Source organism: Klebsiella sp. C239 (assembly GCF_048822715.1).
Lineage (GTDB): Bacteria > Pseudomonadota > Gammaproteobacteria > Enterobacterales > Enterobacteriaceae > Klebsiella > Klebsiella quasipneumoniae.
The window spans coordinates 462,450-485,229 of the sequence record NZ_JBMEZK010000003.1; the positions used below are offsets into that span (position 1 = coordinate 462,450).

Annotated in this window: 29 protein-coding genes, 1 tRNA gene and 1 pseudogene; 9 read left to right on the forward strand and 22 right to left on the reverse strand. The window is 53.6% G+C overall.

Translation table 11 applies throughout. The annotated features are described in order from the left end of the window. Positions 1-205: 205 nt before the first annotated feature. Entirely contained in the window at positions 206-529 is a 324-nt protein-coding gene (locus ACOI6Z_RS11035) for a superinfection immunity protein (RefSeq protein ID WP_171996957.1), read from the reverse strand. 438 nt (positions 530-967) lie between these two features. Further along, a complete protein-coding gene (locus ACOI6Z_RS11040; RefSeq protein WP_080820514.1) occupies positions 968-1,348 on the reverse strand; it encodes a hypothetical protein in 381 nt (126 codons plus the stop codon). A gap of 145 nt (positions 1,349-1,493) precedes the next feature. On the opposite strand from ACOI6Z_RS11040, the gene ACOI6Z_RS11045 reads away from it, so the two are divergent. Beyond that, positions 1,494-1,967, forward strand: a complete 474-nt coding sequence (locus ACOI6Z_RS11045; protein WP_227515035.1) for a hypothetical protein — start codon at positions 1,494-1,496, stop codon at positions 1,965-1,967. A 55-nt stretch (positions 1,968-2,022) separates the two neighbouring features. Here ACOI6Z_RS11045 and ACOI6Z_RS11050 read toward each other — a convergent pair whose 3' ends face one another. The 18 genes and pseudogenes from ACOI6Z_RS11050 to ACOI6Z_RS11135 all read right to left on the reverse strand — a co-directional run bounded on the left by ACOI6Z_RS11050 (position 2,023) and on the right by ACOI6Z_RS11135 (position 13,895). Next, positions 2,023-2,928: a hypothetical protein gene (locus tag ACOI6Z_RS11050; protein WP_080820516.1), complete on the reverse strand. Its 906-nt coding sequence runs from the start codon at positions 2,926-2,928 to the stop codon at positions 2,023-2,025. Between the two features lie 48 nt (positions 2,929-2,976). Further along, positions 2,977-3,252, reverse strand: a complete 276-nt coding sequence (locus ACOI6Z_RS11055) for a hypothetical protein (protein ID WP_080820563.1) — start codon at positions 3,250-3,252, stop codon at positions 2,977-2,979. A gap of 247 nt (positions 3,253-3,499) precedes the next feature. Continuing rightward, on the reverse strand, positions 3,500-3,850 hold the full coding sequence (locus tag ACOI6Z_RS11060) for a single-stranded DNA-binding protein (protein ID WP_420687359.1): 351 nt from the start codon (positions 3,848-3,850) through the stop codon (positions 3,500-3,502). A 327-nt stretch (positions 3,851-4,177) separates the two neighbouring features. Continuing rightward, positions 4,178-6,955 carry a DUF927 domain-containing protein gene (locus ACOI6Z_RS11065; protein ID WP_420687303.1) on the reverse strand — a complete coding sequence of 926 codons (2,778 nt, stop codon included), beginning with the start codon at positions 6,953-6,955 and terminating at the stop codon, positions 4,178-4,180. 14 nt (positions 6,956-6,969) lie between these two features. Further along, a complete protein-coding gene (locus ACOI6Z_RS11070; RefSeq protein ID WP_040216511.1) occupies positions 6,970-7,596 on the reverse strand; it encodes a hypothetical protein in 627 nt (208 codons plus the stop codon). Continuing rightward, positions 7,593-7,805 (reverse strand): hypothetical protein, encoded by a 213-nt coding sequence (locus tag ACOI6Z_RS11075; protein WP_004866294.1) that lies wholly within the window; start codon positions 7,803-7,805, stop codon positions 7,593-7,595. Before ACOI6Z_RS11075 ends, ACOI6Z_RS11070 begins: the two co-directional genes overlap by 4 nt. Beyond that, entirely contained in the window at positions 7,802-8,062 is a 261-nt protein-coding gene (locus ACOI6Z_RS11080) for a hypothetical protein (protein ID WP_029497050.1), read from the reverse strand. The genes ACOI6Z_RS11075 and ACOI6Z_RS11080 overlap by 4 nt, the downstream gene beginning before the upstream one ends. Continuing rightward, on the reverse strand, positions 8,059-8,322 hold the full coding sequence (locus ACOI6Z_RS11085; RefSeq protein ID WP_080820520.1) for a nicotinic acetylcholine receptor subunit beta: 264 nt from the start codon (positions 8,320-8,322) through the stop codon (positions 8,059-8,061). The genes ACOI6Z_RS11080 and ACOI6Z_RS11085 overlap by 4 nt, the downstream gene beginning before the upstream one ends. After that, a complete protein-coding gene (locus tag ACOI6Z_RS11090) occupies positions 8,319-8,636 on the reverse strand; it encodes a ubiquinol-cytochrome C reductase (RefSeq protein ID WP_080820522.1) in 318 nt (105 codons plus the stop codon). The genes ACOI6Z_RS11085 and ACOI6Z_RS11090 overlap by 4 nt, the downstream gene beginning before the upstream one ends. A 168-nt stretch (positions 8,637-8,804) precedes the next feature. Beyond that, positions 8,805-8,996: a host cell division inhibitor Icd-like protein gene (locus tag ACOI6Z_RS11095; RefSeq protein WP_029602707.1), complete on the reverse strand. Its 192-nt coding sequence runs from the start codon at positions 8,994-8,996 to the stop codon at positions 8,805-8,807. Positions 8,997-9,049: 53 nt separating this feature from the next. Continuing rightward, a pseudogene (locus ACOI6Z_RS11100) lies at positions 9,050-9,592 on the reverse strand (ash family protein); the annotation flags it as partial. Then, positions 9,589-9,768, reverse strand: a complete 180-nt coding sequence (locus ACOI6Z_RS11105; protein WP_060579241.1) for a DUF4222 domain-containing protein — start codon at positions 9,766-9,768, stop codon at positions 9,589-9,591. The pseudogene ACOI6Z_RS11100 and the gene ACOI6Z_RS11105, both read right to left, overlap by 4 nt. Beyond that, entirely contained in the window at positions 9,768-10,370 is a 603-nt protein-coding gene (locus ACOI6Z_RS11110) for a Bro-N domain-containing protein (RefSeq protein ID WP_060579242.1), read from the reverse strand. Before ACOI6Z_RS11110 ends, ACOI6Z_RS11105 begins: the two co-directional genes overlap by 1 nt. Positions 10,371-10,383: 13 nt before the next feature. Further along, entirely contained in the window at positions 10,384-10,818 is a 435-nt protein-coding gene (locus ACOI6Z_RS11115) for a hypothetical protein (RefSeq protein ID WP_060579243.1), read from the reverse strand. Further along, positions 10,818-11,015, reverse strand: coding sequence for a helix-turn-helix transcriptional regulator (locus ACOI6Z_RS11120; protein ID WP_071717228.1), 198 nt, complete (start codon positions 11,013-11,015; stop codon positions 10,818-10,820). Before ACOI6Z_RS11120 ends, ACOI6Z_RS11115 begins: the two co-directional genes overlap by 1 nt. A 271-nt stretch (positions 11,016-11,286) precedes the next feature. Continuing rightward, positions 11,287-12,294 (reverse strand): hypothetical protein, encoded by a 1,008-nt coding sequence (locus tag ACOI6Z_RS11125; protein ID WP_052454837.1) that lies wholly within the window; start codon positions 12,292-12,294, stop codon positions 11,287-11,289. Positions 12,295-12,437: 143 nt separating this feature from the next. Beyond that, positions 12,438-13,652: a tyrosine-type recombinase/integrase gene (locus ACOI6Z_RS11130; protein ID WP_040223834.1), complete on the reverse strand. Its 1,215-nt coding sequence runs from the start codon at positions 13,650-13,652 to the stop codon at positions 12,438-12,440. 166 nt (positions 13,653-13,818) lie between these two features. Beyond that, positions 13,819-13,895, reverse strand: a tRNA-Arg gene (locus ACOI6Z_RS11135). A gap of 340 nt (positions 13,896-14,235) precedes the next feature. Here ACOI6Z_RS11135 and folD point away from each other — a divergent pair. Together folD and ybcJ are read left to right on the forward strand one after the other, a co-directional pair. Next, a complete protein-coding gene (gene folD, locus ACOI6Z_RS11140) occupies positions 14,236-15,102 on the forward strand; it encodes a bifunctional methylenetetrahydrofolate dehydrogenase/methenyltetrahydrofolate cyclohydrolase FolD (RefSeq protein WP_004143017.1) in 867 nt (288 codons plus the stop codon). A 1-nt stretch (position 15,103) separates the two neighbouring features. Continuing rightward, a complete protein-coding gene (gene ybcJ / locus ACOI6Z_RS11145) occupies positions 15,104-15,316 on the forward strand; it encodes a ribosome-associated protein YbcJ (RefSeq protein WP_023326826.1) in 213 nt (70 codons plus the stop codon). A 45-nt stretch (positions 15,317-15,361) separates the two neighbouring features. Here the strand turns inward: ybcJ and cysS are convergent, their stop codons facing one another. Next, positions 15,362-16,747, reverse strand: a complete 1,386-nt coding sequence (gene cysS, locus ACOI6Z_RS11150) for a cysteine--tRNA ligase (RefSeq protein WP_004204706.1) — start codon at positions 16,745-16,747, stop codon at positions 15,362-15,364. Between the two features lie 175 nt (positions 16,748-16,922). Here cysS and ppiB point away from each other — a divergent pair, with 175 nt between their 5' ends. From ppiB to mnmH, 6 genes are all read left to right on the forward strand, one after another. Then, positions 16,923-17,417 carry a peptidylprolyl isomerase B gene (gene ppiB / locus ACOI6Z_RS11155; RefSeq protein WP_004151319.1) on the forward strand — a complete coding sequence of 165 codons (495 nt, stop codon included), beginning with the start codon at positions 16,923-16,925 and terminating at the stop codon, positions 17,415-17,417. Positions 17,418-17,420: 3 nt separating this feature from the next. Then, the gene (gene lpxH / locus ACOI6Z_RS11160) at positions 17,421-18,143 is read left to right on the forward strand and encodes a UDP-2,3-diacylglucosamine diphosphatase (RefSeq protein WP_065812407.1); all 723 of its coding nucleotides are present in this window, start codon (positions 17,421-17,423) and stop codon (positions 18,141-18,143) included. 107 nt (positions 18,144-18,250) lie between these two features. Next, positions 18,251-18,589, forward strand: coding sequence for a hypothetical protein (locus tag ACOI6Z_RS11165; RefSeq protein WP_065812406.1), 339 nt, complete (start codon positions 18,251-18,253; stop codon positions 18,587-18,589). A 96-nt stretch (positions 18,590-18,685) separates the two neighbouring features. Next, positions 18,686-19,195 (forward strand): 5-(carboxyamino)imidazole ribonucleotide mutase, encoded by a 510-nt coding sequence (gene purE, locus ACOI6Z_RS11170; protein WP_004151322.1) that lies wholly within the window; start codon positions 18,686-18,688, stop codon positions 19,193-19,195. After that, a complete protein-coding gene (gene purK, locus ACOI6Z_RS11175) occupies positions 19,192-20,259 on the forward strand; it encodes a 5-(carboxyamino)imidazole ribonucleotide synthase (protein ID WP_065812405.1) in 1,068 nt (355 codons plus the stop codon). The genes purE and purK overlap by 4 nt, the downstream gene beginning before the upstream one ends. 112 nt (positions 20,260-20,371) lie before the next feature. Next, the gene (gene mnmH / locus ACOI6Z_RS11180; RefSeq protein ID WP_065812404.1) at positions 20,372-21,448 is read left to right on the forward strand and encodes a tRNA 2-selenouridine(34) synthase MnmH; all 1,077 of its coding nucleotides are present in this window, start codon (positions 20,372-20,374) and stop codon (positions 21,446-21,448) included. 117 nt (positions 21,449-21,565) lie between these two features. Here mnmH and ACOI6Z_RS11185 read toward each other — a convergent pair whose 3' ends face one another. Beyond that, positions 21,566-22,711, reverse strand: a complete 1,146-nt coding sequence (locus tag ACOI6Z_RS11185) for a porin (protein ID WP_023288667.1) — start codon at positions 22,709-22,711, stop codon at positions 21,566-21,568. Positions 22,712-22,780: the final 69 nt, after the last annotated feature.

Here is a 22,780-nt window from a genome sequence, read left to right on the forward strand (position 1 = left end):
TTCCTGAATTTCACGAATGGACTGAAGATGCTCCCGGCAAAGTGCTACCGTGATTTGTGATCGGTTCATCTGCTTACCCCTGATATTTATACAGTCAATTTATATTGTAGTTTATGCAACATAAATGGCAAGCATTGCGTTTTATGAAACATAAAGGTACAAAAAAACCCGCCGAAGCGGGGTTCTATTTCTGGATGATTAATACTTATGGTAGGTCTTTTCCGCAAAATCGGCACAATATTGCTTCTTTTTTTATTGTTTCTGCGCAATACGGGCATTTTTTAGTATCGCCTACTGAACCAGCGCCAGCAGATTCCACACCAAGCACCTGTGGTTCGAGCTTTACCACTCCTGGGTTTGTGAAGGACCAGACAAGCGCGGCTATCCAACCCAAGAAGCTCCAGCCCAGGACAATATTTAGCACCCATATTGCCGTAGCGTTTTTATGCTCCCTTGAACTGGCTATAACGCCGGGAAGAACATAAATGATCATAGCGAATATCAAAACAATGATGTGCCATACAGACATCAACTTATCCCCAAAAGTAAATAAAGTATTATCGTAACATCGAAGAAGACTAATCCAATACAGCCACTTTCATCGACTTGTTTTTAACATGAACGCCTCGCAGTTTGGCTGAGCAATCCCCATGCGACGCCGGGTCTCCCCGACTGCTTTGTGAAGGCCGCCGAAATCTTCCGCGCGGGCTGGTGGGTGTTTACCACAGCTCGTTCTCAACGACAATTTTCGAGCGCTATCAGTCCTTATAGGCAGAACACATCAAGCTTGCCTATCTATAGGCAGAACACATCATTTCTGCCATACATAGTCAGAACACACCATTTCTGCCTATAAATAAAATATGGGCATTTTCATGGGGCAGTATGATTCTACGTGAAACGCTCAAACTGCCACGCACCTAACATCAAAAGCAAAAACCTCTCCGAAGTGAGGTTATCTTTGTGCTTAATCGGCCCACCCTGTCTTTGTATTAATGGCCGATTCAGCCATCGTATACTTCGCCACAACATCATCCTTAAACAGGATCGTCAACTCTTTCTTAGTTCCATTAGTTCCGTTATGGAAAAGCCCGTAGAACGGAATGAATGAGGTGCCATTAACTTTCACTTTAGCGAAGGAGTACTTCCAGATTTCATTTCCGCCGTCGGTATAAGACACGTTATCAGGCGATCCGAAGGTGTTCTTGACCTCTGCCTTGGTGGTTTTCCCTTCCTGTAATTTTGACTGTACGCTTGTTTCAGTTTCTTTGCTGAGTTGCTGGTTTCCAGAGGAAGCACAGCCTGCCAGAGTTAAAGCAATCGCTGATGCGACTAAAATTTTCTTCATTTCCTTGATCATCCCTTTTTGAGTTATTCGGACTAATCCTATCAGGAATGCGAGTGAACGACAAAACCACCTGATCGTTTATCAGGATGTTCGGCGATGCGCTTTCAGGGTAGTTTGAATGGTAAACCAGAAACAAGGAATCAACATGGATAAGTTTGACCGCAACATCCAACGGGAGCTACTCCAGCACCTCTGCGACATTTACCCGGATTCTGCCGATAGTAGTTTCTCAAAGGCGTTTTCCGAAAAATTTGGAGGTATGAATACCTTTACTGCCAACATACTTTATCTTGCTGGTCACGGACTCATTGAGGTAAAACTGAGCAATGAAATAGGTAGACGACTTCCCTACGTAATAGACTCTTTCACGAAAATCACGAGCAAAGGTATAGATTTTATTCGCGACGACGGCGGTTTGGGCGCCATCCTAAACGTCCAGACCATCAAGTTTCATCGTGATGCTGTTGTCGTCCTCGAAGACCTCATCGCGATTTCAAACATGAACGATGAGCAGAAGGAAAAGGCCAAATCAACTCTCAGCAAAATGTCGACGGAAGCACTTAAAACAGTGGTACAAGCCGCGACGACAGCAGGATTATCAGCACTACTTGGGAAGTGAGCAGGAACCATAAAGCAAAAACCCGCCGGATGGCGGGTTAAAGTTCAAGTTTATGTTAAATTTCGAGTTGCTGTGCCGGGTAAGAGTTTAAAATCCAACACTCCTGGTGCACATAATTTACACTTAACAAACTAAAGTACTTAGACCGAGCAGCCATAAATATTAATTGATTCTGAGCATCGGTCTGCGGATTACCCGTTCTTATGCTGGCATTATGGGCAGCCTGTTTATGAATAACATGTGCATCAACCATGTCTCCAAAGCTATTAGTTTTAGACTGTTTGTTGTGCCTATTGGAACCGACGCCAGCATATTTGTACGAGTCCATTATAGTATTGTGCCCATCGCCATCAATATCGTGTGGTTCCGAAATCCACCGAAACACATGCAAGAGAAACAGGTTTGCAACCCACAGAAGATTACCATTTGGAAACTGCTCTTGAGTTGGCGAGCTTAGGCTTTCATGCAAGTTTGTCGCACCAATTAGAATAATATCAGGAGAATGGCGGTCATTACCTCTTCCACGTCCGGCATTAACATAGTTGAAAACACCTGCGTAACATTGACCAAGATAAACGACAACCTTATCCAGATTAGGTGCTGCCTTTAATGCATTTATAAGCATATAAGGCGTAATTGGTACAGCGGCATCAATCCCTCTCTCGCTGCCATGGCCAGTAACAAACATAACAAGATTTTCGTAAACGTTAGCTTGCAAATCGGAAAAAAAATCATCAGTACGGGATATGGCATACTGATTTTGTGTAGCTATAGAAAAAAGGTTGATTATGTTTTGGCGGTTCTGTCCATCCACATATATGAATATATCAGCTGAAGAAATCCCGGCCTTTTCAAGGCACATCAAACCATAAACTAAGTCTTGGATGTGCCTATCTTCAGGATCATGTTCAGAAGTAGAAAGAAACAAAACCCATTTTGTTCTGCTTAGTATCAAACTCACGTTTCAGCCCACTTAAGAGGCTGAGTCGAATAGACTCAGCTGAACTCATTATCTTGCGGCGAATTGATTACTTAATGAGATTGGTTTCGGAAGGTCGTCGAAATAAACAAACTCATTCATCTCTATGTTTTCTAATGGAAAATCAGTCAGCAACTCTCCTTTTCCTCCAAGTGCGAAGATATCTTTCTCTACCTTCAAGAAAAAGCATACTCGCGCATCATTAGCATTCGCTTTAAAGAGAAACCATAGACCGGCATTGACGCATTCCTTGACAGAGATATCAATCCCTGGCAATTCCGCTGAACATATGCTAGTGAATTTCATAAATTTTTTCTCTTTGTTGGTACTGTTCAAGTTTAAAAACGCAATTTGGGCAAATGTAAAGTTCCTGCTATTGGGTGAGTGTATTACCTGAAAGGTAATCCTTCAACTCTTGGTTGAAGCTAACACCATCAAAATGGCCTTAGAAATCGCCTAAAAACACCCAAAATCGCCGTATACCAGGATGCGTCTTAAATCATTGCCTCTTGTAGAGCTTCTGGCTTCGTTTTAGAGGGCATCAAAACCTTCGTCATTTTGTGCGGCGTGAGGCGATGATCACGTACAGTACCGTTCCGGCGCTGAGTACACTGTCCGCAATGACCTGATAACCTTGCTGTGTACCGCCATCCTGGCCCGTCCACTGATTGATCTGCATATTGCCCGCCACACTCACGAGATCACCTTTCTGGTGTTTGGCCAGCGCATCGGCCTGCTTCCCAAAGGCAATGACGCCCAGCCAGAAGGTAGCCTGCCCATCCGCTGCGGCATTGCACGACAGCGATACCGCCAGCCGGGCCATAGCCATGCTCGTACCTTTTCCCGTTGTCCGGGTCTCAGGGTCGGCCACCAGCCGCCCGTATGCTGAAATTTGTGCTGTCATGCTCACCTCTCTCGGCCAGTCTCTGTTTTTTTCTGATAATAAACAGAAATAGTGTTGGTTCAGTTGGTTCACTGCCCGCCAGCCCGCGCCGTTACTGGGTTTTCCTGAACCAACTTCAGCAATTTTGCGTTGGTTCAGCGGGGCATTCTGTTGGTTCACCGCCTGCCAGGGAAAAAACTCTACGCGCAGGCGTTGGTTCAAAACAGGCATTTGTTGGTTCAGTGTTGGTTCAGATTCATAATTAAAATGCTTATAAAACAGTAACCTTTAATTACTGAACCAACTGAACTGACTGAACCAACACCTTTTACTCGTATGTGAGAAATACTATTCCTCTGGCTGGTTGTAGTCCTCCGGCAGGTAGTTGAGGACGTAAACGTTGATCTGCCTCCCCTGGATACGTGGAGACTTGCGCTGATATCCGCGTCCGCTGCTCGGCGGCGTCAGCATTCCCGCTCTTTTCAGTACTTCGGCAAACTGCTTGTGATTAAAGCCCGCGGCGATTTCCTTCTCGAACGTTGCCGGGAACGTATAGAACGATATCGGGCTCTCGTCGTGTTCCCCCTGGCGCCGCCGGTAGCCGGCTAGTTCTTTTATTGGCAGGTCGGCCGGGCTGTAAGGAAACGGCGCAAACCGGCTCAGGCCGTAGGCGTTAAGAAACGCCTCCGTTTGCTCGATGATCTGCTGATGCTCTTTGTTGCCGGTGCCGAACTCCCGCAGCCAGGCGTTATAGCTGTGCTGTACCGCATCCCGGCAGGTCTGTGCATCCCAGCCGGTGATGCCGGCGCTCAGCAGCAACGCCGCCTCCAGAATAGCGAACCTGGCGGCTACGCGATGTACTTGCTCGCCGTAGTCTGCAGGTATCAGGCTGCGCCAGCGGGCCTCACACCCCCGGACAGCTTCTGTAGCCTGCTGCTGGTGGTCGGCCAGCCACTTAATCCACTGCCGCCCAGCGGCGCCGTGGTGGTGCTGGTATGCCTCCTTCAGCGCATCCGCGTGCTGCTTGCCGTTCTGGTGCTCGTGAAAGTGAACCGCCTTACTCAGCGGGATATTCAGCAGCCGCACCAGCTGCCCGGCTTTGGTCCTGCGTCCGGCGCCCGCGATGAAGGTTTCCAAATCCATCTCGCCGGTGCTGATTGCCACGGTGTGCCAGCGCTTTAAGTCCCGGTTGCCGCCCTCCTTCGCACCCTGCAGCTTCCCAACCCCGTTAAAAAGCGCATAGGCAGACTGCGACACGCTTACCGGGTCGGATCCCTGGCCGACCTCATCCAGCGGCATCAGGCCGTCATTGTGTGCGGCGGCTTCGTTCGCCAGCCCCAGCGCCGTGCCGTACCACGTCAGGCGCAGTAAATCCGGGTTGCCATACAGGCTGCTGGCCACGTTCGCCGTGGTGGTCTTGCCCGCGCTCGACTGCTCATAGAAGTGGATCCCGAAGCCATCGGCGCCCGCCAGGCCAATCAGCGGCGCCGCCAGCGCTGCGGCGGTCGCAGTCATCATGGAGTAGTTACCGGCTACCAGGTGCGCCACGCTGCCGCGCCAGTCCTCAGCGGTGCCTTTGACGGTGTAGCCGGCCGCCGCCGAGCTGCGGCCGTTGAACAGCACCGGATGTTCCGGCGTTCCGATAACCTCGCCGTCCGGCATGATGTATGCCCCGCACTGCCAGCCCGTCGCGTGGGCAACGCGCCACAGCTCCCGCGCGCCGCTGCGCTGTAGCCAGTCGGCAAGGATCGCGCGCAGGCTGCTTTTGGTGGTGACGTTAATCCCGCCCGCCTTCAGGGTGCGCCAGCCTTCACGCTCGCCAATATCAGCCAGGGGGATTGCGGCCGTCGTGAGAGCGCTGACCCCGAATGCCTGCCAGCGGATAATCAGGTACTGGTCTTTATCATCCCGCCCGGTACCTACCACCTCCAGCGGAGAACATAACCACGCCTCCTGGTTGATAACCTCGCCGCTGTCCTTATCCACTTTCGGCGTAACCCAGAAAACGCCGTCTGCGCGGCTCTCAACGTGCGGCTTCAGCGGATCTTTCTCTGGCTGGCCGGATTTACCGCCCTCAATGGCCTGTAACTGCGGTTTCACGCTTTCCCCCTGCGGTTGATACATCGAATCGTTAAAGGCTGCTGTAGCGGCTTCCAGCCCGTTCTGTTGGTGGTAATCGTTCCAGTCGGTTTTGTTGTCGGTCGGGGGCAGCGATACCCAGCCAGCCACGGATAAGGCGGCTTTTTCTGCGGCGTCTTTGCCCGTATTGGTGCCCCCACTTTCGGGGCCTCCTTGCTGGTGGTCGTTATCAGCGGCGATGATGATTTGTGCCTGTGGGTACTTCCGGCGCATGACTTCGGCGACGGGCAGCAGGTTGCCCGCGTCGATTGCTGCCACTGTCAGCGCGTCTGTGCGAATTAAGTGACACGTTAGAGCGGTAGCCAGCCCCTCGGCAATCACGACGCTTTGAGGCCGTTCCAGCGCGTTTACGGCGTAATATGCCCCGCGCTTTGCCGATCCCTTAATGAGTCGCTTTTCTCCCTGCGGGGTGATGGTCTGCGCGGCTGTGACTGCGCCGGATTCATCCACCAGCTCCAGCAATAACGAACCATCGGGCATAAGCGGGTATTTAAACCCGGTCAGCCCTTTTGATTGCAGGTACTCAGATTCTCCCTGTATGGATCTCAGGCGCATTCCGGTATACAGACGGGCAAACGTAGCCCTTCGCTGATCTGCGTCCTCTGCTGCCTGTTTCTGGCGCTCCTGCTCACGCTGCTGGCGGTCTGCGGCTAACTGCCTCTGTCTCTGGCTGGCAGCGTCTGGTGCTGATTCTGCGGCCCGGTAATCAATACCCAGCACATCAGCGGCAAGCTGTGCCGCCTCCGTGGTGTCGCAGTTGTTCACCTTCTTAATCAGGTCTAAGCCATCGCCCGCGCCGCACTGGTTGCAGATAAAGCTGCCGCGCCCGTTGTCGTCGAATCTGAAACGGTCTTTCCCACCACATGCAGGGCAGGGGGCATGGCGGCGCGATGAATCAGGAACGTCGATAGACAATCCGGCCAGCACATAAGGCCATCGCCCTGCTGCGGCGCTGGTCACTTCGCGGATAAGGTCGATATTACGCATTCGTGTTACCTCCCTCAGTGCGCCGCTGGCATTTCAGGCAAGCCGTTTTCATTCAGATCGGCAATGAATCCATCGTGTAGCTCTGCCAGCGTTTCACGCCCGAACGGGGTCAATTCCCCGCGCTCCGTGTCGATCATGGCCTGATAAAAAACAATGGCGTTCGCTGTTCCCTGCTCAATGCCGTAGCGCTCAATCATTGCGCCCTCCATGTTGTTAGCCATCGCCAGACGTTCCGCGAACGGGTAAACCACAATCCCCGCCGTGCCATTTGAATAAAACGTCACCAGCGACGATTTGCCGTCATCCTCCGTGATGGTGGTTGTGCCGTTTTCGCGCTTCATCTCAGAAATGAACGTCGCAGCAATCAGCCAGCGCCACATAGTGACGTTATGCTGCGCGGTAAAGTCGAACCAGCCACGCGCCCCGCCATCAGCAACGGCAAAATGTATGGCGTATCCGATATCTGGCTTGTCGTCGTACTCTCCGGCGTCAAGGCCGTTCACGGCGCTCTCGTAGCTGATAAGAGCAACCAGCTCAAATCCCCCGGCATCATTGCGGGTCATGATATTGACGCCGTGCGGTGTGGCTTCGGCGCGTAATACGTCGTCATTTCCCGGTGTGAATTTCTCTACGTTGCTCATGCTTTGCCGTCCAGACTCAAATCCATATCAACTAACTCGCCTTCTACTGAATCCATCAGCTCGGGGATACCATCCAGAAGGGTAATGACTGCGCCAATAAGATGATCCGTGCCGCTATCTTTTTTAATCGGTGCTTCAAGCCAAAGAGAAAGAACTTGCTGCGCTTGCTTGATACGGCAGGCTGAATCAATCAGGGATAACTTGCTCATGCGCTGCCCTCCCGATACTCGCGCATCTTCGTTAGTTCATCAGCCAGGCGATTAACTTTGCGCTCGGTTCTAATGGTTGCGCATCTCAATTCGGTGATTAATGTCGCAAGTCTGGCACCATAAAGCGGATTGGCGGCACGTAATGGCCCGTCCAGATAAAGATTCCATAACTCAAGCAATTCACTGGCATAGCGCACCGCTGCCGTTGCGTCACCTGTCGGGATTGTTTCTGGTTCAATTACGGCGACTGTATTCATGCGCTGCCCTCCGCATCAATTCTGGCCATATCGACAATCGTCAGGACTTTACTCAGCCAGCAATACACGAATTCGGCCTGTTCATCGTTTAGTTGAGTGGCTAAATCAGTCATAACGTGAGCCAGCCCATTGCGGGCGCGGGTCATGCGTTCCGCGGTACGCTCTGCCAGCGTAAAATCTTCCGGATAAGGTTGCACACGGGATAGCATTGCCTCGGCCTCTTGCTCGGCAGGATGGCGGTATATAGCGTTTATATTCATTTGGCTGACCTCACCTTTGATTCCTTCCCGCAGTCAGAACGACATACACCCGCGTTCGCTGCGGTATCGTTCAGCGCCAGCACCACCTCACCAACCGTACCCAGCATTGCGCCTATTTTGCGCATGTCTCCCTTTGCGGTTTCCTCGGTGTAGTTGCCATTGTCCGTAGCCCAGAACATCAGGCTGCCAATGGCACTAATGCCGAGCATCAAATCACTCACGCCCTCGTCTTTGCGGTTCTGAATGCTTTCCAGCTCATCAGCGGTGACGCCTTTGCCGAACTCGTGGCGAACTAAATCGTTATACAGGCTCATGCAGCCACCTCCCGAACGCGGGTAATGCGCACATGGCTGAGACCTTCACGCTGCGCCTGAAGCACTGCGTGGGCCGTTGCTGTTTTGGTGTCGCTGGATATGAGCTGATAGCCGATACCAACCGTTAAACCGCGCTTATTGACGGCGTAGCCGGTGATGCGGAAATAGTTACGCATGAGCCACCTCCAGACGGATGCGACCAGCGAAAAAGCAGACGTGATCCCGAACCAGAGAACGGCGGGCTTCACGCTCAGAAGGTGCGGCGATATGGTGAATTTTTGCGGTAATTGTCGGCATATCGCGGCGAACAGCGGCGATAATCCAGATAAATTGCGGAATTTGGGTGAGGGTAGTAGCCATGCGGCAGCCTCCATTCGATAGCGGGTAACGCTACCACCGGAAACGCCAATTTCACTGGTGGTAGCCCAAGCAGGGTTGGCGTAACCGGCTCGAATGGATACCGGCGCTTCCGAAGAAGCCCCTGCCTGAGCCACCATTGCTCTTGCGAGGCGCTGGATTATATCCCAACGCTCAAAAAAAGGGTGAGTCAGACTAACGGCACAAAAAAAGACGCTAGGCGCGTCATGTGTCGCCATTCGAATTACCAGGACGCCAATCCCGGCACCAGATTTTGCTGGTGCGCTATAACCATAGACCGGGATACCGTCAGTCCGCAAGCCCTTTTTGTCACGGTGCGGCAATTTATAGCTGGCGGTGTGATGGGCCCCGCATCCACCGCCGGCGCCGGACACGCTATCTTCCAGATAGTCAGTTTCCGAACGCTTACCCGCGCGCGTACTTGTCTCGAAATACACTTCAACAAAGCCACTATCAGTGGCCCACAGAATGACAGGTTTTGACGGGTTCCCGCTGTGGCGCACCACCCGCAGAGCATTAACTTTTACAAACATCAGGCCAGCCAGAGAGAGGCTTTTACGCCGGGCGGCGGTAATCATTGCTTTACCTCCGTGTACTCCTTCATGAAGCGCTCAATGGGCTGTACGCATGGGAACTTATAGCCCTCGCGATAGAACGTCACGCGGTTATGCGCTACAGCGGTCACGCTCACCATCTGGCCGTGAGCGTCGCGGTAGGAGTGATTTGGCAGCGGCGTGCTGGTGGACTTAACCATTAATGAACCTCCGGCAATCCAGGCTGATACTTACGCCATAGCTCGATTTCCTCAGCAGCAAGGCGGGCCTTCTCACCTTTACACGACTGCAGGTCTTTACCGCGCTTGCTGGCTTTCTTCGTGTAAATCTCTTTGCGGCGGGTATGGTCATTCAGGAATGCGAACGGCACACCGTAGGAGCCGGTTTTACGAATGGAAGGGATGACTTCGCGGAATACCCAGTTACTGAAGCGGTGGGCGAACGTACCGGGCGCGGAGGCTCTACGGCTGCGGGCGATCAGTTTATAGAAGCCAGATTCTGCGGCCATATTCCAGCTACGCGCCCCGCCGCGCTTACCCGAATGACCCTCAGTTAAAGTTAGGGTCATTACCTCGTCACAGTCCAAAGAGGAAACGGCACTGGTTGGATTGCTGATTTCCAACGCCTGGCAGACGTCAGATACAACGAACCACGGCTCACCGTAAACATTCACAATGCGCACGGTATACCCCTCAAATTTAATAACTGAAATATCGCTCTCTTCGGCTTGGAATATCTCTTTCTGGCTGGCTACAGGTTGAGGGGCGCCCTCAGAATTGAATCTGCTTTTTTCGATTTTCATTTTGTCGGCTCCGTTATGCGGCGATGAAGTTGTCCGGGTAGAGGTTCAGAATGTCGGTGATATCCTGCTCAGAAAGGCCGTAATAACCACCAGCAGCAGCATTGCTGTTTACCAGTTGAATAACTTTTAGAACGTCACCGCGCCCGGTAAAACGGTACCGGAGGTGTGAGCCGATACCGTCAGGGTTCTTTTCGTCGATACGTTCTAACTGAATATTAAGTCGACGCTCAATTTCACTAGCGTAGTTCCTGCCAGACGAAAGGCGGCAGTAACGCAGAATATCGTTTTCTGTCCATCCCTCAAAGCCGGTACGCAACATATAAACGCGGGCCCGATGCTTTTTTGGGGTACGCTTAGGTACTTGTACAGGGCTGGTGGTCGGCGTAATATCAGAGGTGCGAATATCTGAGTTAGCCGCCTGCTTTTCGGGGCGGTTTTTCTTTTTCATTACACTACCTCACCGCGAGATTCAGCGATACGCTGGTTCACCCAATCATTTATTTCACTTTCTACAAATGCGATTGCACGAGAACCAATTTTAACTGCCGCAGGAAATCGCTTCTCTTTAAGCAATTTATAGATCCACGCTTTGCTATAGCCAGTGCGGCGCTGTACTTCAGGGAGTCGAATTAGATTGTGAGACATGTTGACCTCGTAAAGTCTATAGTGGTTTACGAGATATATCGTGGCATATAAATGCCTATTTTTTTCACACCCTTATCCCTAATGGCAAGTAGTCATATTTTCACACTAAGGGTTAGGGTGTTTTGTCCAAGAGATGATGAAGAATCACCATGAGGGTTAAGAGTAAAAAGGTAATATTCGCCCTCAGGGTAAGCACAAAAAAGCCCTGATTGGGGTCAGGGCTGAGGGGTCAGGGCTGAGGGGTCAGGGCTGAGGGGTCAGTGTGATGGGGTCACCTCTGAATCGGGCAGGCCACTTTTTCAATAGCCTTAGCCAGAGCATCGGACATCGCATATTCACTTTTTAATTTTGCGACGAGGTACTCTGCTGATGGGATAGTAGAACGCACATTTTCATTGAAGGCTCCCCATTCAGCATTACGTAGTTTAATAGCGATATCTAATGGATCATCTGGCCTGAACTTCCCTAAAAAAATTGGCGAGCTTAACCTTAGATCTATCAATTCATCTTCCAACTCATCATTTTCAGCCATTAACCTTTTAATGGTCTGGGCACTATCCTCCGCTAAATCACGTTCGCCTGTTTTGGTTGATAGTTCAAAAGGCCAATTTATACCGTGCTTCTTTGCCCATTCAGTAACTTCATCTTTTAACAAAGTAACATCGACACGGTTAGATTCATTGTAACCGTAATCAATAACCTCATTTGTTGCCGATAAAACATTATGATCAACAGCATCCCACAACGATGCCGTAAAGCTACCAATGATTTCAGCTTCAGGAAGTTTATTTATAATATCTCTTGGTTTACAACCAGCCATAATATTTGCAACTTCAGTTAGTTGAATACCTATTCTTGTTTTATAAGGTTTTAGATATTCAGGTAACTCTTGGGAAAGCGCGTCCAATTTGAAGGATATCGCCTGCTCCAACTCCTTCACAATAAATGAATAATCCCAGTATTGTTTAGAAAACGCCATTTCATTGAAAGGGCTATCTTCAAAGGCAGTATCTGCTCCAACAATAACACCCTCTAACAATCCAGAAAGAAGAGGATCATTAGGGGACTGCCTAAAAGTAGCCATACCTATTTTTTGTCCGAAATAAGGAGGGTTTATACCTTGCTCCATAGGTATGCGGCCAAGAAGTATTTCAGCAGCGACAGACGCGTCGCAATTAAGTTTAAGGCTAAGAAATAATAATACATCAGCTAAGCACATGTACTTTTTAGACTGTGCTTCCAAATCTCTAATTAAATCTATGCCATTTATCTGACTCATGCGTCACCTCACGCCCCCTAGTATAAGCGGCTATGCCAGCCCGCAGAGGTGTGCGGGTTTTCGGGGATCAGCCTAGACATAGCCTATTCTTTGTTCGTCTACCTAAGTCTACTATCGTCTTTATGTACTGTCTATGCATACAGTCAGGCACGTTTTCCGAACGAGCCATGCACCACATTTTCACCGCTCTCAAGCGCCTGCATATAGTCGGCATACCACTGGAGCATTTCCCGCCGGCCGTCCAGATACTGAGCGTGGTTGTATGTCCCGCGGATTGAGTTCTTATCGACGTGGGCCAACTGCGTTTCAATCCAGGCGGTGTTATATCCCTGTTCATGGAGGATGGTACTCATAGTATGGCGGAAGCCGTGCCCGGTCGCTTTACCGTCATAACCGATTCGTTTAATCACCTGGTTAATGCTGGCCTCACTCATTGGCTTGCCGGCATCATTCCGTCCGGGGAAAACATACTTCCCTCGACCGGTAAGCTGGTGGATTTCTTCAAGCAGTTCGAAAACCTGAGTTGAGATAGGAACGAGATGTGGCCGCCGCATCTTCATTCTCTCTGCTGGGATATTCCAGATCCCTTTATCGAAGTCGATATCAACCCATTCAGAAGCACGGAGCTCAATTGTCCTGAGCCCAGTAAGCATAAGCAGACGGGTAGCATTTCGAGTCACCACGCTGCCGCTATAGTCGTTCAGAGCTCGCAGAAAGTCAGGTATTTGTTCAACCGATAAATGAGGGAAGTGTTTTTGCTTTGGTGCTTTCAGCGCACTGGCAAGATCAACCACAGGGTTATGCTCGGCCCTACCCGTAACGACAGCGTAGGTAAAGATCTGCCGGCAGGCCTGACGAGTTTTTTTGAGCTTATCAAGAACCCCCCTCTGTTCCATCTTGCGCAGAACGCCCAGCATGTCCACCGGCTTAATGTCTGTGATAGCCCGAGATCCGATATAAGGGAAAATGTCTTTCTTAAGGTATTCAAGGATGTCTTCTGCGTAACCAGCTGACCATGAAGGGAGCTTATGTTCATGCCATTCCCTCGCCATATGTTCAAAACTATTCGAGGCAGCCAATACCCTTGCCTGCTTTTCTTCCAGTTTCTCTTGCCCCGGATCCCCACCAGCAGAAAGTATTTTCTTTGCTTCCGATCGTTTCTGGCGAGCATCGGCCAGTGAAACATCAGGATATACCCCCAAAGCCAGTAACTTCTCTTTACCAGCGATGCGGTACTTCAGGCGCCAGTATCGCGAACCATTGGAGTTCACCAACAGGTAAAGACCACCGCCATCAGACAGCTTATAGGGTTTGTCCTTGGGCTTGGATGTGTCGACCTGGCGGGCTGTGAGCTTCATTTTGGGGGTATCTCATTTCATTGAACAGGAATCTACCCCCAAATGTACCCCCACATGAATGTGGATTTCAATAGACCATAGTAGACGTTGAGATAATGAGATATTGGCGAATGCCGCGTGTATGCTGGGTTGAGTAGACTTCAGGAGACGTTAAGAGAAGTGAGTATGGCACGCCCTACAGGATTCGAACCTGTGACCTACGGCTTAGAAGGCCGTTGCTCTATCCAGCTGAGCTAAGGGCGCCCTGAGAAGCGAGTGCTTCGCGGAGTGAAACGCCTGGAATTATACGGTCCACGTCGGTTGAGTCAATCCATTTTGCCAGGAAACTGCGGGGCTTATACGACGCTGGCGAAATATCCTCCGCCAACTGTACAAGAAGCATACCACCGGGGCTCTTACGCCAGTAAATCGACTGAGTGGCCAGGCGCAATACACCAATAACCATGCAATGAAAAGGGTCAAAAACCGGCTAAATTTGCCCCAGACAGGATAAAACATCAAACGAGGACTGACAGCGAGGCCGGCTTCTGACAAAATATCCTCATCCCCCTTTCGTAAAGATACAGATGGAATCCTCTCTCTGATGGCAGCAAAAATTATTGACGGTAAAACGATTGCGCAGCAGGTTCGCTCTGAGGTTGCGGAAAAAGTGAAGGCTCGCGTTGCGGCCGGAAAACGCGCCCCTGGGCTGGCCGTCGTGCTGGTCGGCAGCAACCCGGCCTCGCAGATTTATGTCGGCAGCAAGCGCAAAGCATGTGAAGAAGTGGGCTTCGTCTCCCGCTCTTACGATCTCCCGGAAACCACCAGCGAAGCCGAGCTGCTGGAGCTTATCGACACCCTGAATGCCGATAAGACCATCGACGGTATTCTGGTTCAGCTGCCCCTGCCGGCAGGGATCGATAACGTCAAAGTTCTCGAGCGCATCGCGCCGGATAAAGACGTCGACGGCTTCCATCCTTACAACGTTGGCCGCCTGTGCCAGCGGGCGCCGCGCCTGCGGCCGTGTACCCCGCGCGGTATCGTGACGCTGCTGGAGCGCTACAATATCGACACCTACGGCCTGAATGCGGTGGTCATTGGCGCGTCCAATATCGTCGGCCGCCCGATGAGCATGGAGCTGCTGCTGGCCGGCTGCACCACCACCGTCACCCACCGCTTTACCAAAAACCTGCGCCATCATGTCGAAAACGCCGACCTGCTGATCGTCGCGGTGGGTAAACCGGGCTTTATTCCTGGCGAATGGATCAAAGAAGGGGCGATTGTGGTCGATGTCGGCATTAACCGTCTGGAAAGCGGCAAAGTGGTCGGCGACGTGGTGTATGAAGATGCCGCTGAACGCGCATCCTACATCACCCCGGTGCCCGGCGGCGTTGGCCCGATGACCGTCGCCACCCTGATTCAGAACACGCTGCAGGCGTGCGAAGAGTACCACGACGTTGAGGAGGCCTGAGATGGCGACATTTTCCTTAGGAAAACACCCGCACGTTGAGCTGTGCGATCTGCTGAAGCTGGAAGGCTGGAGCGAAAGCGGCGCCCAGGCGAAGATCGCCATCGCCGACGGGCTGGTAAAAGTCGACGGCGTGGTGGAAACCCGCAAACGCTGCAAAATCGTCGCCGGTCAGACGGTGAGCTTTGAAGGCCAGAGCGTAACCGTCACGGCCTGACCGCGAAAAGGAAAACGCCCGCTTAAGCGGGCGTTTTTTTATGACTTACTTCCGGCGCCAGGTGGTGCCCTGCGGGCCATCTTCCAGCACGATCCCCATCTCGTTAAGACGATCGCGCGCCGCATCCGCCGCCGCCCAGTCTTTCGCTTTACGCGCGTCCAGACGCTGCTGGATAAGCGATTCAATTTCCGCCACTTCCGCGTCGTCAGCCTGCGCGCCGCTCTGCAGGAAGGCGTCCGGCTCCTGCTCCAGCAGCCCCAGCACCGACGCAAGCTTACGCAGGTGGGCCGCCATGGCGTTCGCCGCGGCCGCGTCCTCGGTTTTCAGGCGGTTTACTTCGCGCGCCATATCGAACAGCACCGAGTAGGCTTCCGGGGTGTTGAAGTCATCGTCCATCGCCTCGATAAAGCGTGCTTCGAAGGCTTCGCCGCCCGCCGCGTCGACGGATTTGTCCGTCCCGCGCAGCGCGGTGTACAGACGCTCCAGCGCCGAGCGCGCCTGCTTGAGGTTCTCTTCGCTGTAGTTCAGCTGGCTGCGATAGTGGCCAGACATCAGGAAGTAGCGAATCGTCTCCGCATCGTAATACTTCAGCACGTCGCGGACGGTAAAGAAGTTGCCCAGCGATTTCGACATCTTCTCGCGGTCGACCATCACCATGCCGGAGTGCATCCAGTAGTTAACGTACTCGCCGTCATGGGCGCAGGTGGACTGAGCGATTTCGTTTTCGTGATGCGGGAACATCAGATCGGAACCGCCGCCGTGGATGTCAAAATGGTTGCCCAGCTGTTTGCAGTTCATCGCCGAGCACTCGATATGCCAGCCCGGACGGCCCGCGCCCCACGGCGACGGCCAGCTTGGCTCGCCCTCTTTCGACATCTTCCACAGAACGAAGTCCATCGGGTTACGCTTGACGTCAACCACGTCGACGCGCGCCCCCGCCTGCAGCTGATCAAGATCCTGACGCGACAGCAAACCGTAGTTCGGGTCCGTCGGCACATCGAACATCACGTCGCCGTTATCCGCCACATAGGCATGGCCTTTGGCGATCAGCTGCTCGGTAATCTCGATGATTTCCGCAATATGATGCGTCGCGCGCGGCTCGCTGTCGGGACGCAAAATATTCAGGGCGTCAAAATCCTTGTGCATTTCGGCGATCATCCGATCGACCAGCGCGACAAAGCTTTCGCCGTTTTCATTAGCGCGCTTAATGATTTTGTCATCGATATCGGTGATATTGCGCACGTACTTCAGCTTATAGCCGAGAAAACGCAGATAACGCGCCACAACGTCAAAGGAGACGAAGGTACGCCCATGGCCGATGTGACAGAGATCGTAAACGGTAATACCACACACGTACATGCCGACTTCCCCGGCATGGATAGGTTTAAATTCCTCTTTCTGGCGCGTCAGTGTATTAAAAATTTTTAACATCGAAGATTCCGTGTAGACGTGTGTGGGTAATGAAGCCTCTATAATACCCATAATTCACACAGGACGCAGCACACATTGCAAGGTGCATCGACCCCCGCGGTTATGCTATAACACCCCCCTATATCTCACCCGACACCGGGTGCTGGCACCACACTCATCGGAACAGGATGCAAAAATGGTTACTTTCCACACCAATCATGGCGATATCGTAATCAAAACGTTTGACGACAAAGCGCCGGAAACAGTTAAAAACTTCCTGGACTACTGCCGCGAAGGTTTCTACGACAACACCATTTTCCACCGTGTTATCAACGGCTTCATGATTCAGGGCGGCGGTTTTGAACCTGGCATGAAACAAAAAGCGACCAAATCTCCGATTCAGAACGAAGCGAACAACGGTCTGAAAAACACCCGCGGCACGCTGGCGATGGCCCGTACTCAGGCGCCGCACTCTGCAACCGCGCAGTTCTTCATCAACGTGGTTGACAACGACTTCCTGAACTTCTCCGGCGAAAGCCTGCAGGGCTGGGGCTACTGCGTCTTCGCGGAAGTGGTTGAAGGCATGGACGTGGTTGATAAAATCAAAGCGGTTGCCACCGGCCGCAGCGGCATGCACCAGGATGTGCCGAAAGACGATGTGATCATCAAAAGCGTCACCGTCAGCGAGTAATTCGTGGCGACACTTTTTATTGCAGATTTGCACCTGCAAACAGAAGAACCGGCGATCACCGCCGGTTTTCTGCGTTTTTTACAGGGGGATGCCCGTCAGGCGGACGCCCTGTATATCCTTGGCGATCTGTTCGAGGCATGGATCGGCGATGACGATCCGAACCCGTTGCATCAGCAAATCGCTACGGCAATCAAAGCCGTCGTCGACGCCGGCGTGCCCTGCTACTTCATTCACGGCAACCGCGATTTTCTCGTTGGCCAGCGCTTCGCCCGCCAGAGCGGGATGATCCTGCTCACCGAAGAAGAGCGACTGAACCTCTATGGCCGTGAAGTCTTGATTATGCATGGCGACACGCTGTGCACCGATGACCCGGGCTATCTGGCGTTTCGCGCGAAAGTCCACACCCCGTGGATCCAGCGTCTGTTCCTGGCCCTGCCGCTGTTTATCCGCCGCCGTATCGCCGCCCGCATGCGCGCCGACAGCAAAGCCGCCAACAGCAGCAAATCAATGGAAATTATGGATGTGAATCCGCAGGCGGTGGTTGACGCGATGGAGCGGCATCACGTGCAGTGGCTGATCCACGGCCATACCCATCGCCCGGCGGTCCATAACCTGCAGGCCAACGGCCAGCCCGCATGGCGCGTGGTGCTCGGCGCCTGGCACAGCGAAGGATCGATGGTCAAGGTGACGCCGGACGACGTGGAGCTCATCCACTTCCCGTTCTAATTCCTGCGCGAGCATAATTCCGAAACCGCCTTTTGCCCGGGCGGAGGTATGCGCCTCCCGGCATTCCGCATGCTAGTCTTCCTCGACATCACTCTCAAGGAACGAGCATGAACAGGAAAAAGTGGAGCCAGCCGCTGATCTGGGGAATGATCATCGCGCTCCTCAATCCGTTAGGGATAAGCTATATCGCCTTAATCGGCGTCACTCTCGGCAACACGCTGACGTTTGTCTGGTGCGCCCTGCTGGCGTGGGCCATCTATTTCTATGCCATTTATTTGCTCTGCACCCGCCCTCACGAGAGCCGGTCAGTACAGATCTTTTTACTGATGATGGGCACCCTGATGCTCCCCTGGGGGCTCGTGCTGCTTATCACCTGTATCATGAATGAGAGAAGTGTCGATAAGCCGCGATCGCCGTCCTCGATAAGCGAGACAAAAGACGGCTAACCATGCGCACGCAACCGTTTTCCTTGCCGGCAGTTCATGCTATTCTCTGTGGCCTCTAAAGCAGTGTGAAACACACCCACAGGAGTTTTAAGACGCATGTCTTCCCGCAATAATTCGGCGCGTATCGCCATCGTGATGGGGTCCAAAAGCGACTGGGCTACCATGCAGTTTACCGCAGAAATCCTTGATGCCCTGAACGTTCCGTACCATGTCGAAGTGGTCTCCGCCCATCGCACGCCCGATAAGCTGTTCAGCTTCGCTGAAAGCGCCGAAAGCCACGGTTATCAGGTGATTATTGCAGGGGCAGGCGGCGCGGCGCATCTGCCGGGCATGATTGCGGCGAAAACCCTGGTGCCGGTGCTCGGCGTACCGGTTCAGAGCGCGGCCTTAAGCGGTGTCGACAGCCTCTACTCCATTGTGCAGATGCCGCGCGGTATTCCGGTCGGTACCCTGGCCATCGGCAAAGCCGGGGCTGCAAACGCCGGTCTGCTCGCCGCGCAGATCCTCGCCCAGCATGATGCTGAACTCCACCAGCGCCTGAGCGCCTGGCGTCAGGCGCAAACCGATGAAGTGCTGGATAACCCGGACCCGCGGGGTGCGGCATGAAACAGGTATGCGTGCTCGGTAACGGCCAGTTAGGCCGTATGCTGCGCCAGGCCGGCGAGCCGCTGGGTATCGCCGTCTGGCCGGTGGGGCTGGAAGCCGATCCGGAAGCGGTGCCGTTCCAGCAGAGCGTCATCACCGCAGAAATTGAACGCTGGCCGGAAACCGCCCTCACCCGCGAGCTGGCCCGCCACCCGGCGTTCGTCAACCGCGACGTCTTCCCGATTATCGCCGATCGCCTGACGCAAAAGCAGCTGTTCGATAAGCTGGGCCTCGCCACTGCCCCGTGGCAGCTGCTGGCGGATAAAAGCGAGTGGCCGGCGGTGTTTGCCCGCCTTGGCGAACTGGCGATCGTTAAGCGTCGCGTCGGCGGCTACGACGGCCGCGGCCAGTGGCGTCTGCGGGAAAACGAGATCGATCAGCTACCGGACGATAACTACGGCGAGTGCATCGTCGAGCAGGGGATTAACTTCTCCGGCGAAGTGTCGCTGGTAGGCGCCCGCGCCCAGGACGGCAGCACCGTCTTCTACCCGCTGACCCGCAACCTGCATCAGGACGGTATTCTGCGCGCCAGCGTCGCCTTCCCGCAGGCCAATGCCCGCCAGCAGGAGCAAGCGGAAAGCATGCTGACGGCGATCATGAACGAGCTGAACTACGTCGGCGTGATGGCGATGGAGTGCTTCGTCACCGCCGAGGGGCTGCTGATCAACGAGCTGGCGCCGCGCGTACACAACAGCGGCCACTGGACGCAAAATGGCGCCTCCATCAGCCAGTTTGAGCTGCATCTGCGAGCGATGACCGACCTTCCTCTGCCGCCGCCGGTGGTTAACAGCCCGTCGGTGATGATCAACCTGATCGGCACCGATCTCAATTACGACTGGCTGAAGCTGCCGCTGGTCCACCTGCACTGGTACGATAAAGAGGTGCGCCCGGGTCGTAAAGTCGGCCACCTGAACCTGACCGACAGCGATACAGACCGTCTGAGCGCGACACTGGAAGCGTTGAAGCCGCTGCTGCCAGCGGAATACGCCAGCGGTATCGTCTGGGCGCAGGCGCAGCTCAGCTAAGCCCTTCGTGCCGGGGATTTGATCTATCCCCTTCCCCGGCACACCTTGAGGCGCGTACAATCCCCCCCCTTGCTGTAAAGCCCATTTCTGTTTTGACTTCAGAGGATACCCCATGACCAATGGGACGGATTATCGCGCCATTCTCGCCAGCGATACGCCACTGATTGACGTGCGCGCCCCGGTGGAGTTTAGCCAAAGCGCGATGCCGGCGGCGATCAACCTGCCGCTGATGAATGATGAAGAACGCGCCGCGGTCGGCACCTGCTACAAGCGCCAGGGGCCGGAAGCGGCGCTGGCGCTCGGCCATAAGCTGGTCCAGGGCGACCTGCGCGCCAGCCGGATCCAGGCCTGGCTGGAAGCGTGCGCCCGTTACCCGCACGGTTTCCTGTGCTGCGCTCGCGGCGGCCAGCGCTCGCATATCGTCCAGCAGTGGCTGAAAGAAGCTGGTGTGGATTACCCCCTGATCGTCGGCGGCCATAAAGCGCTGCGCCAGGCGGCGATCCAGGCCACCGACGCGCTGGTACAGCGACCGATCGTGCTGATTGGCGGCTGTACCGGCAACGGCAAAACCCAGCTGGTTTGCTCGCGCCCGGACGGTATCGATCTGGAAGGCCATGCCCACCACCGCGGCTCTTCGTTTGGCCGCACGCTACAGCCGCAGCATCCGCAGGCCACCTTTGAAAACCATCTGGCGGTTAGCCTGCTCAAAAAAGCCGAACAGCAGACGCGCTGGGTGCTGGAAGATGAAGGCCACATGATCGGCGCCAACCATCTGCCGGAGTGCCTGCGCATCCGCATGGCGCAATCGCCGCTGGCGGTGGTGGAAGATCCGTTTGACGTTCGCCTCGAACGGCTGCGCGAGGAGTATTTCGATCGCATGTATCGCGACTTTATCGCCGCCTATGGCGAAGAGAAAGGCTGGCAGGCATATGGCGAGTATCTGCATCACGGCCTGTTCGCCATCCGCCGTCGCCTGGGACTGCAGCGTTTTGCTCAGCTCACCGCCAGGCTTGATGAAGCGCTGCTTGAACAGCAGCGAACCGCCGACACCGAAGCGCACTTCAGCTGGCTGGTTCCCCTGCTGAATGAGTATTACGATCCGATGTACCGCTACCAGCTCGGCAAAAAAGCGGAGAAAATTATTTTCCGCGGCAGCTGGCAGGAAGTTGCCGCCTGGCTGGCGGAGTAATCACACCCTCTCTTGTCCCGGCTTGCGGCGTAAACGCCTTAGCCGGGCTACGGGTCCGCAGACGGCGGTGAACCTGTAGCCCCGGTAAGCGCAGCGTCACCGGGGAATGGTTACCGCTTAGAAGTCGTAGCGCAGACGCACCAGGTTCATATCGCCCAGGTTGTCGGTGCTGGAGGTAAACACGTGCTCGTAGTCAACGCGGAAACCATAATCCAGCTGGAAGCTGATCCCCAGACCGTTATCAATACGCTGGTAGTTACGGCCGTTCACATATTCCAGGCGGTCGCCCATAAAGTACGGCTGAATAGATTTAACGGCATATTGATTGATCGGGAATTTATAGCCCGCAAAATATTCAATCCCCCAGGCGTCGCCGGCGAAGTAATTATGGACATCGGTTTTTTTGGTAGTGAGGAAGTTCTGATACCAGCCGCCGCCAAAGGAGAAAGTCCAGTTATCCGGGGTCCAGCTCAGCGCGGTACCGACGATGTTCTGGTCATAGGTTTTGCTGTCGGAACTTGACGGGTCGCGCATTTCGGCGCGGGTGTAGTTCCACGCGGTCCCCCAGGTCAGATCCTTCATGATGTGGTAGTCCGCGCCAACAGAACCGCCGCCTTTACGTTTATAGCGCAGACCATTACCCGGCAGGTATTCGCTGTCTTCGAACAGATAGGAGCCGTAAAGATCGACATCGCCAACGGTTTTCTTATATTTCAGCATATTACGGGAACGATAAGAGCCATCGTAATCGCCGTTAATACCGTTGCCCGGCGCCTGGGCAATCATATCGTAGTCCCAGATATCGGTTTTCACCCCGACCACATCATAGTAAACACTGTTTTGCTGACCGTAGGTTAACGTCCCCCAGGTATCGCTTTTCAGGCCGGTATACAGCATGCGGCGGGTGGTATTGTTCGCCCCTTCCGCGTAGTGATTATCCCAGTCGAACAGCGCCGGAATATTCACCCCCAGCTCGTAGTAGCTGATCCAGCTAATATCATCGAACAGATAGTAATCCGCGGCGAAACGGAAGCGGGTGCCGCCGTCAAAACCGTTGCGCTTATAGGAGCCTTTATCCCCGTCGCCGGTCATCATATTGAACTGCGGGCGGATACTTCCGCCGACGGTAAAGTTAAGCCGGCTTAACGGATCCCCCGCCTGCGGATCCTGTTTTAGCAGGGTGATCTCCGCGTGGGCAGCCAATGACGTTAACGCTAATGCTGCGCCGATCGAGATCGCCAGCGTTTTTATTGTGTGTGCCATAGTTTTTCCTTGATTAATAAGCAACCTTATATTTTCCAGTTGAATATTAACCGCGAATCAGCACAGCGT

Excerpts from the sequence above, each read along its gene's own strand:
- ACOI6Z_RS11035 (WP_171996957.1), bottom strand. The coding sequence starts at position 529 with ATGTCTGTATGGCACATCATTGTTTTGATATTCGCTATGATCATTTAT.
- ACOI6Z_RS11040 (WP_080820514.1), bottom strand. The coding sequence starts at position 1,348 with ATGAAGAAAATTTTAGTCGCATCAGCGATTGCTTTAACTCTGGCAGGC.
- ACOI6Z_RS11045 (WP_227515035.1), top strand. The coding sequence starts at position 1,494 with ATGGATAAGTTTGACCGCAACATCCAACGGGAGCTACTCCAGCACCTC.
- ACOI6Z_RS11055 (WP_080820563.1), bottom strand. The coding sequence starts at position 3,252 with ATGAAATTCACTAGCATATGTTCAGCGGAATTGCCAGGGATTGATATC.
- ACOI6Z_RS11060 (WP_420687359.1), bottom strand. The coding sequence starts at position 3,850 with ATGACAGCACAAATTTCAGCATACGGGCGGCTGGTGGCCGACCCTGAG.
- ACOI6Z_RS11065 (WP_420687303.1), bottom strand. The coding sequence starts at position 6,955 with ATGCGTAATATCGACCTTATCCGCGAAGTGACCAGCGCCGCAGCAGGG.
- ACOI6Z_RS11070 (WP_040216511.1), bottom strand. The coding sequence starts at position 7,596 with ATGAGCAACGTAGAGAAATTCACACCGGGAAATGACGACGTATTACGC.
- ACOI6Z_RS11075 (WP_004866294.1), bottom strand. The coding sequence starts at position 7,805 with ATGAGCAAGTTATCCCTGATTGATTCAGCCTGCCGTATCAAGCAAGCG.
- ACOI6Z_RS11080 (WP_029497050.1), bottom strand. The coding sequence starts at position 8,062 with ATGAATACAGTCGCCGTAATTGAACCAGAAACAATCCCGACAGGTGAC.
- ACOI6Z_RS11085 (WP_080820520.1), bottom strand. The coding sequence starts at position 8,322 with ATGAATATAAACGCTATATACCGCCATCCTGCCGAGCAAGAGGCCGAG.
- ACOI6Z_RS11090 (WP_080820522.1), bottom strand. The coding sequence starts at position 8,636 with ATGAGCCTGTATAACGATTTAGTTCGCCACGAGTTCGGCAAAGGCGTC.
- ACOI6Z_RS11095 (WP_029602707.1), bottom strand. The coding sequence starts at position 8,996 with ATGGCTACTACCCTCACCCAAATTCCGCAATTTATCTGGATTATCGCC.
- ACOI6Z_RS11105 (WP_060579241.1), bottom strand. The coding sequence starts at position 9,768 with ATGGTTAAGTCCACCAGCACGCCGCTGCCAAATCACTCCTACCGCGAC.
- ACOI6Z_RS11110 (WP_060579242.1), bottom strand. The coding sequence starts at position 10,370 with ATGAAAATCGAAAAAAGCAGATTCAATTCTGAGGGCGCCCCTCAACCT.
- ACOI6Z_RS11115 (WP_060579243.1), bottom strand. The coding sequence starts at position 10,818 with ATGAAAAAGAAAAACCGCCCCGAAAAGCAGGCGGCTAACTCAGATATT.
- ACOI6Z_RS11120 (WP_071717228.1), bottom strand. The coding sequence starts at position 11,015 with ATGTCTCACAATCTAATTCGACTCCCTGAAGTACAGCGCCGCACTGGC.
- ACOI6Z_RS11125 (WP_052454837.1), bottom strand. The coding sequence starts at position 12,294 with ATGAGTCAGATAAATGGCATAGATTTAATTAGAGATTTGGAAGCACAG.
- ACOI6Z_RS11130 (WP_040223834.1), bottom strand. The coding sequence starts at position 13,652 with ATGAAGCTCACAGCCCGCCAGGTCGACACATCCAAGCCCAAGGACAAA.
- folD (WP_004143017.1), top strand. The coding sequence starts at position 14,236 with ATGGCAGCAAAAATTATTGACGGTAAAACGATTGCGCAGCAGGTTCGC.
- ybcJ (WP_023326826.1), top strand. The coding sequence starts at position 15,104 with ATGGCGACATTTTCCTTAGGAAAACACCCGCACGTTGAGCTGTGCGAT.
- cysS (WP_004204706.1), bottom strand. The coding sequence starts at position 16,747 with ATGTTAAAAATTTTTAATACACTGACGCGCCAGAAAGAGGAATTTAAA.
- ppiB (WP_004151319.1), top strand. The coding sequence starts at position 16,923 with ATGGTTACTTTCCACACCAATCATGGCGATATCGTAATCAAAACGTTT.
- ACOI6Z_RS11165 (WP_065812406.1), top strand. The coding sequence starts at position 18,251 with ATGAACAGGAAAAAGTGGAGCCAGCCGCTGATCTGGGGAATGATCATC.
- purE (WP_004151322.1), top strand. The coding sequence starts at position 18,686 with ATGTCTTCCCGCAATAATTCGGCGCGTATCGCCATCGTGATGGGGTCC.
- purK (WP_065812405.1), top strand. The coding sequence starts at position 19,192 with ATGAAACAGGTATGCGTGCTCGGTAACGGCCAGTTAGGCCGTATGCTG.
- mnmH (WP_065812404.1), top strand. The coding sequence starts at position 20,372 with ATGACCAATGGGACGGATTATCGCGCCATTCTCGCCAGCGATACGCCA.
- ACOI6Z_RS11185 (WP_023288667.1), bottom strand. The coding sequence starts at position 22,711 with ATGGCACACACAATAAAAACGCTGGCGATCTCGATCGGCGCAGCATTA.